The sequence below is a fragment of the Porphyrobacter sp. TH134 genome, assembly GCF_002855495.1.
Lineage (GTDB): Bacteria > Pseudomonadota > Alphaproteobacteria > Sphingomonadales > Sphingomonadaceae > Erythrobacter.
In genome coordinates this window covers 146,598-152,903 of sequence record NZ_PKRO01000004.1, presented here as the reverse complement: position 1 = coordinate 152,903, position 6,306 = coordinate 146,598, and the positions used below count along the sequence as shown (strand labels likewise).

6 protein-coding genes are annotated in these 6,306 nt (G+C 60.0%); 3 read left to right on the top strand and 3 right to left on the bottom strand.

Translation table 11 applies throughout. The annotated features are described in order from the left end of the window. Positions 1 to 264 precede the first annotated feature (264 nt). Genes C0V72_RS03535 through C0V72_RS03525 form a run of 3 tightly spaced genes read left to right on the top strand, consistent with a single transcriptional unit; the run spans position 265 to position 3,277 of the window. On the top strand, positions 265 to 1,947 hold the full coding sequence (locus C0V72_RS03535) for a TadE/TadG family type IV pilus assembly protein (protein ID WP_101791828.1): 1,683 nt from the start codon (positions 265 to 267) through the stop codon (positions 1,945 to 1,947). After that, positions 1,944 to 2,561: a TadE/TadG family type IV pilus assembly protein gene (locus C0V72_RS03530; RefSeq protein ID WP_101791827.1), complete on the top strand. Its 618-nt coding sequence runs from the start codon at positions 1,944 to 1,946 to the stop codon at positions 2,559 to 2,561. Before C0V72_RS03535 ends, C0V72_RS03530 begins: the two co-directional genes overlap by 4 nt. Further along, positions 2,561 to 3,277 carry a TadE/TadG family type IV pilus assembly protein gene (locus C0V72_RS03525; RefSeq protein ID WP_233999757.1) on the top strand — a complete coding sequence of 239 codons (717 nt, stop codon included), beginning with the start codon at positions 2,561 to 2,563 and terminating at the stop codon, positions 3,275 to 3,277. The genes C0V72_RS03530 and C0V72_RS03525 overlap by 1 nt, the downstream gene beginning before the upstream one ends. A 41-nt stretch (positions 3,278 to 3,318) precedes the next feature. On the opposite strand, the gene C0V72_RS03520 is transcribed toward C0V72_RS03525, so the two are convergent. The 3 genes from C0V72_RS03520 to C0V72_RS03510 form a co-directional block, all read right to left on the bottom strand. Continuing rightward, positions 3,319 to 4,686 carry a pyruvate dehydrogenase complex E1 component subunit beta gene (locus tag C0V72_RS03520; protein ID WP_101791825.1) on the bottom strand — a complete coding sequence of 456 codons (1,368 nt, stop codon included), beginning with the start codon at positions 4,684 to 4,686 and terminating at the stop codon, positions 3,319 to 3,321. Positions 4,687 to 4,689: 3 nt separating this feature from the next. Continuing rightward, on the bottom strand, positions 4,690 to 5,703 hold the full coding sequence (gene pdhA / locus C0V72_RS03515; RefSeq protein WP_233999761.1) for a pyruvate dehydrogenase (acetyl-transferring) E1 component subunit alpha: 1,014 nt from the start codon (positions 5,701 to 5,703) through the stop codon (positions 4,690 to 4,692). Between the two features lie 203 nt (positions 5,704 to 5,906). Further along, positions 5,907 to 6,206 (bottom strand): FtsB family cell division protein, encoded by a 300-nt coding sequence (locus C0V72_RS03510; RefSeq protein WP_101791823.1) that lies wholly within the window; start codon positions 6,204 to 6,206, stop codon positions 5,907 to 5,909. Positions 6,207 to 6,306 lie beyond the last annotated feature (100 nt).

Sequence of the window (6,306 nt, the reverse complement as noted above, 5' to 3'; positions counted from 1 at the left end):
CAGCAGCGAAATTTCAGGGGCGGGGAGCATGCTCCCCGCCCCTGAAATCATCGCACGGTCACAACGAGACACCTCGTAACACTGGGTGTCGCCTTAGCTCGTAACACTGGGTGTCCATTGACAACAAGGCCCTGCGGCTGTGCTTAAGACATTCTTAACCATGATCTTTTGCGTTCCGCTTACCAGAACAGGTTAGTGGCGGACGGTGCATCTGTATTGCCCGCAATAGGTTTGCGAAGGCATCAGGGGAAGGGTTACGATCCGATGGGGCAAGAAAAGCAGGCCAACATGCCGTTCATGCGAAGGCTGCTGCGCGACAAGACGGCCAACACGCTTGCGATCTCGGCAGCAGCGCTGGTTCCGCTGATGGCGATGGTCGGCGGCGGGGTGGATGCCAGCCGGTATTACATGGCCGCCGCGCGCATGCAGTCCGCCTGCGATGCCGGCGCGCTGGCCGCGCGCAAGGCGATGACAGGCATCGTTCTGACCACGGCCAACCAGCAGGTCGGGTTCAACTTCTTCGATCAGAACTTCAGTGATGGCACCTTCGGGGTAACAAACCGCACCCGCAACTACACCGCCAACAATAGCGGCGTTGTGACTGGCACGGCCACCGGTGTGCTGCCAACAACCATCATGGCAGCGTTTGGCTACAACCAGTTCAATCTCAGCGTAACATGCAGCGCAGACCAGAACATTTCGAATACCGACATCATGTTTGTACTTGATGTGACCGGCTCGATGAACTGTCCGGAAGATCGGGTGGATAACTGTCCTGGCGGCGGCAATAACAACAATAGCGAGGCTTCAAATTCGCTGATCGTAGGCCTGCGCGCTGCCGTGGTCAGTTTTTACGATTCAATTGCGCTGACCGCGTCTACCGCCTCGCGCGTGCGTTATGGGTTTATGCCTTACTCAAACGCGGTCAATGTCGGGTTCGACCTTCCGGTCAGCTATTTGGCATCAAGCCATTCTTACCAGTCGCGTGTACCCATCTTCAACTCTAACGCAGGCTTCTCGCAATATCGTTATTGCTTGGTCACCACGGGGGTTGCCAACAACTGCAGTTACACGCCCGCTACGGGACTACCCGGCTGGGGATCGGTCAACCTGTCAACGCTCTACACCAATGCCAACAAGCAGATTCAAATGCCGACAGGGACGAACGGCACGTGGGAAACGATCACCTGGAGAGGCTGCATCGAGGAAGCGTCCACTACAAACGCCAGTTCGTTCAATCCCGTGCCCACAGACGCGAACGACCTCAACATCAATCTGATTCCAACCACTGAAGCCCAAAGATGGAAGCCGATGCTGAACCGCGCGGTGTGGATGCGGTTTAATTCGGACGGCGATATTACGCGGAACAACGTTACCAAGGCAGCGGACGAACCAACCTGGCGCGCCGACCGGACGGGGTGGGACGTTTGCGTACCGCGGGCGCGCAAATTGCAGGTCATGACCAAAGCCGAAGTTCAAACGTACGTGAACGGTCTTGTTGCATTGGGTGGAACGTATCATGACATTGGCATGATCTGGGGCGCGCGCTATCTTTCGCCGCGCGGGATCTTCGCCTCTGAAAACCAGACAGCGCCAAACGGACAGGCCATCTCGCGGCACATCGTTTTTATGACGGACGGTCTTCTCGCCCCGAACCGGTTTTCTTACACCCCTTACGGAATTGAACCGTGGGATCGCCGGATCACAACCAACGGCGGCCAAGATCAGATGAATGCCCGTCACGAAGCGCGGTTCCAAGCTGCGTGCGCGGCAGCGAAGGCTGAAAACATCACTGTTTGGGTAGTGGCTTTCGGCACCGATCTAACCACAAGCCTCAGAAACTGCGCCTCGCCAGACCGGGCTTTTGAAGCGGACAACAATGCCGATCTGAACAATGCTTTCCAGCGAATAGCGTCACAGATCGCCGCACTGAGGCTCACATCATGATGGTACGCAATCCGTTCCGCTTTAAGCTGCTGCGGCGCCTGTGTGGTGATAGCAGCGGCGTGACGCTGGTGGAATTCGCCATTGTCGGGCCCGTTCTGGTCGTGATGATCATAGGCCTGTTTGACATGGCCCATTCGCAATACACGTCTTCCGTTCTGCAGGGCGCGCTTCAAAAGGCCGGTCGCGATCTGACAATACAGAGCAGAAGGGCCAACACGGCCACAATCGACGACTTCCTGTCATCGCAAGTTCGCGCGGTCATGCCAAACAATGCGACAATCACTATGACGCCGCAATCATTCTATGATTTTTCTGACGTCAACAAAGCCGAACAACTCACCAGAGATACCAATAACAACGGCAACTGCGATGCCGGCGACACCTATATCGACGCGAACAATAATAACGGGTGGGATGCAAAGGGCGGCAAGGCCGGGATCGGAGGGGCGCGCGACGTGATTCTCTACACTGCAACCGTCACCTACCCGCGCCTGTTTCCGATGGCTGGCTTGATCGGTCTGCCGAGCAATGTGACGCTGAGAGGATCGACCGTGCTGCGAACTCAGCCGTTCGATGTTCAGACTGGTCGAGGTACGTCTGTGAGGACATGCTAATGATGCGTTTTTCCGAACATCTGCCGCTCTCCCGCCAGCGTCGGCTGGTGCGGCGGCTTTGCGGCTGCACATCCGGTCTGGCGATGGTCGAATTTGCCTTTGCTGCGCCTCTGGTACTGGGCATGGGAATGTTTGGCACCGACACCGCATCGCTGGTGATTACGCATATGCTGGTCAGCCAGATTGCGACGCAAACGGCAGACAACGCTTCGCGCGTCGGCACTTCCAACCAACTGTCGGTTTATGAGGTGACCGAAGCCGACATTAACGAAACTTTCGTCGGGGCCGAAAAGGTCGGCGAAAACATCGGCATCTTTACCCGCGGCCGGATCATCCTTTCAAGCCTTCAGCGTAATGCGCAAGGTGGCCAGTGGATCGCGTGGCAGCGGTGCCGCGGGGCCAAGAATCACCCTTCGTCCTACGGCGTTCAGGGTAACGGCGCCACCGGCACCGGATTTGCCGGCATGGGCAGGGCCGGACAGGAAATCACCGCAGCTCAAGGTACTGCCGTGATGTTTGTCGAGGTTGCTTACGACTTCGATTCCCTCACGCCGATGAACCTCTTTGACGAACAACAGATTGTTTACACCGCGGTCTTCAATGTGCGCGACAACCGCAATCTGTCTGGCGGACCGAGCGCGAACGGCCTGTTTCCCGGCAACCCGGCCGCGCCGGTGGCGAGTTGCAGCACCTACTCGGCTAACCGCCCAACCTGATCACCGCCCGGCCCACCTAGGGCCGGGCGGCATTTGGCTGGTTACTTGTTGCATACCTTGCGCGCGCCCTCGGCAATGCGCGCGGCATCGATCAGTGCGAGCTTTTCAAGGTTGGCCGCATAAGGCAGCGGCACATCCTCGTTGCAGACCCTGAGCACCGGCGCGTCGAGATCGTCGAAGCCTTCCTCCATGCAGATCGCAATGATCTCCGAGGCGACCGAGCAGGTCGGCCAGCCTTCTTCCGCCACGATCAGACGATTGGTCTTGGCGAGGCTTTTCAGCACCGTCTCCTTATCGAGCGGGCGCAGCGTGCGAAGGTCGATCACCTCGGCATCGATCCCCTCATCCGCCAGCATGTTCGCGGCCTCAAGCGCAAGGCCGACGCCGATCGAGTAGCTGACGATGGTGACATCGGCGCCCTCGCGGACAATGCGCGCCTTGCCGATGGGCAGGACGTAGTCGTCCATGTCGGGCACGTCGAAGCTACGGCCATAGACCAGCTCGTTTTCGAGGAAGACGACCGGATCCTCGCAGCGGATCGCCGCCTTCATCAGCCCCTTGGCATCGGCTGCATCATAGGGCGCGATGACGATCAGGCCCGGCACGCTGGCATACCACGGCCCGTAGTTCTGCGAGTGCTGCGCGCCCACGCGTGACGCCGCGCCATTGGGTCCGCGGAACACGATCGGACAGCGCATCTGGCCGCCTGACATGTAGTTGGTCTTGGCGGCCGAGTTGATAATGTGGTCGATTGCCTGCATCGCGAAATTGAAGGTCATGAACTCCACAATCGGGCGCAGGCCGCCCATCGCCGCGCCCGTGCCGATACCGGCGAAGCCGTATTCGGTGATCGGCGTGTCGATCACGCGCTTGGGGCCGAATTCCGCCAGCAAGCCCTGCGTGACCTTGTAGGCGCCCTGATATTCGGCGACTTCCTCACCCATCACAAAAACGCGCGGGTCGGCGCGCATTTCCTCGGCCATCGCGTCGCGCAGCGCTTCGCGCACCGTAGTGCTGACGAGCGCCGTTCCGGCGGGAATCGCAGGATCGGCGGCAGGCGCGGCAGCAGCGGGCTTTTCGGCCTTTGGCGGCTTGGCCGGGGCAGCGACGGGCTGGGAAGCCGGTTCAGCAGCAGCAGCGGGCGCGGCAGCAGGCTGGGCCTCCTCCCCATCCCCGGTGATCAGCGCAATCACTGCGCCCACGGCAACATCCTCGGTCCCGGCGGGGATCAGGATCTTTTCCAGCACGCCTTCATCAATGGCTTCGAATTCCATCGTCGCCTTGTCGGTCTCGATTTCGGCGATGATATCGCCCGGTTCGATCCGGTCGCCTTCAGCCTTGAGCCACTTGGCAAGCGTGCCCTGCTCCATCGTCGGCGACAGGGCGGGCATCTTCAGTTCGATTCCCATGGCTCAATACTCCTCCACGAGAACATCGGTGTAGAGTTCACCCGCGCCCGGTTCGGGCGAGGTTTCGGCAAAGTCAGCCGCAGCCGCCACTTCGGCGCGGATCGTCTTGTCGATCGCTTTCAAATCTTCCTCGGTCTTCCCGGCCTCGATCAGGGTCTTCTTCAGCCCTTCGATCGGGTCGTGATGGTCGCGCTGTTCCTGCACTTCTTCCCGCGTGCGGTACTTGGCCGGGTCAGACATCGAATGCCCGCGGTAGCGATACGTGTTGCACTCCATCAGCACCGGGCCGTTGCCTGCGCGCACATGAGCAAAGGCGACTTCGGCGGCGGCGCGCACTTCGAGCACGTCCATCCCGTTCACTTCCATACCCGGGATCCGAAACGCGGTCCCGCGCCGGTGAAAGCGCGTTTCTGCCGACGAACGCGAACTGGCGGTGCCCATCGCATATTGGTTGTCCTCAACCACGAAGACGATGGGCAGCTTCCAAAGCGCCGCCATATTGAACGTCTCGTAAACCTGGCCCTGGTTGGCCGCACCGTCACCGAAATAGGCAAGGCACAGGCCCCCGTCCTCGTTGTACTGGTGCGCGAGCGCCAGGCCACCGCCCAGCGCCACCTGCGCGCCGACGATGCCGTGGCCGCCGTAAAACTTGTGCTCGGTCGAGAACATATGCATCGACCCGCCCTTGCCCTTGGAAATCCCGGCCTCGCGGCCCGTCAATTCCGCCATGATCACCTTGGGATCAATCCCGTAGGCCAGCATGTGGCCGTGGTCGCGATACCCGGTAATGACGCTGTCACGCTCGTTATCGAGCGCGGATTGCAGACCGATGGCGACCGCTTCCTGGCCGATATAAAGGTGGCAGAACCCGCCAATCAGACCAAGGCCGTAAAGCTGGCCCGCTTTTTCCTCGAACCGCCGGATCAGCAGCATCTGACGGTAGAACTCCAGCATCTCCTCGGGCGAAGCTGCATAGCGCTTCTTCGCTTCGAAGGCCTCCTGCAAGGAACGGAGCATGAAATCGGTATCGTCCGCTGCGGTCGCGGACGGTTTGGCAGGCTGTTTGGCCAAGACAAGTATCCCTCTCTGTGGCGCACTCATGGGGAGGAGAAGCGCACTACTGTCCTATAGTCAGGGACATGGGCGCGGCGCAACGCCAAGCCGTAGCGGAAAATGCAACACGCATACGAAATCAGGCGATCCTGAGCGTTTGCTCCGAATCAATCCTCCAGCGTAATGACGACCTCATCTTCGCGCATCACGCCGAGCTGTTCGCGCACCAGTTCGCTGGCAAGGTCGGGATCGGCCGCTTCGGGATCAAGCAGAACCACCCGGTTGCGCAGCGCGTCCCGCTGGGCGGTGAGCTTGGCGATTTCAGCCTTGCGCGTTTCCAACGCGGCGGCATTTTCGCTCCATGCCAGCAGGCCGGTGGGGCCAGCCACGGCGAAACCCATCATCAGCAGCAGCGCGCCAAGGGCTACCACTCGCTTGAGCTTGCTGTCCGATACCGGTTTGCGCATGTGGCGAAAGATCCCTTTCTCGTCGTGCCTACAGAATCACACTTGGCGGCTGCCTGCAAGAACAATACGCCGCAATGCGCGCAAATCCCTGCGGATTGCC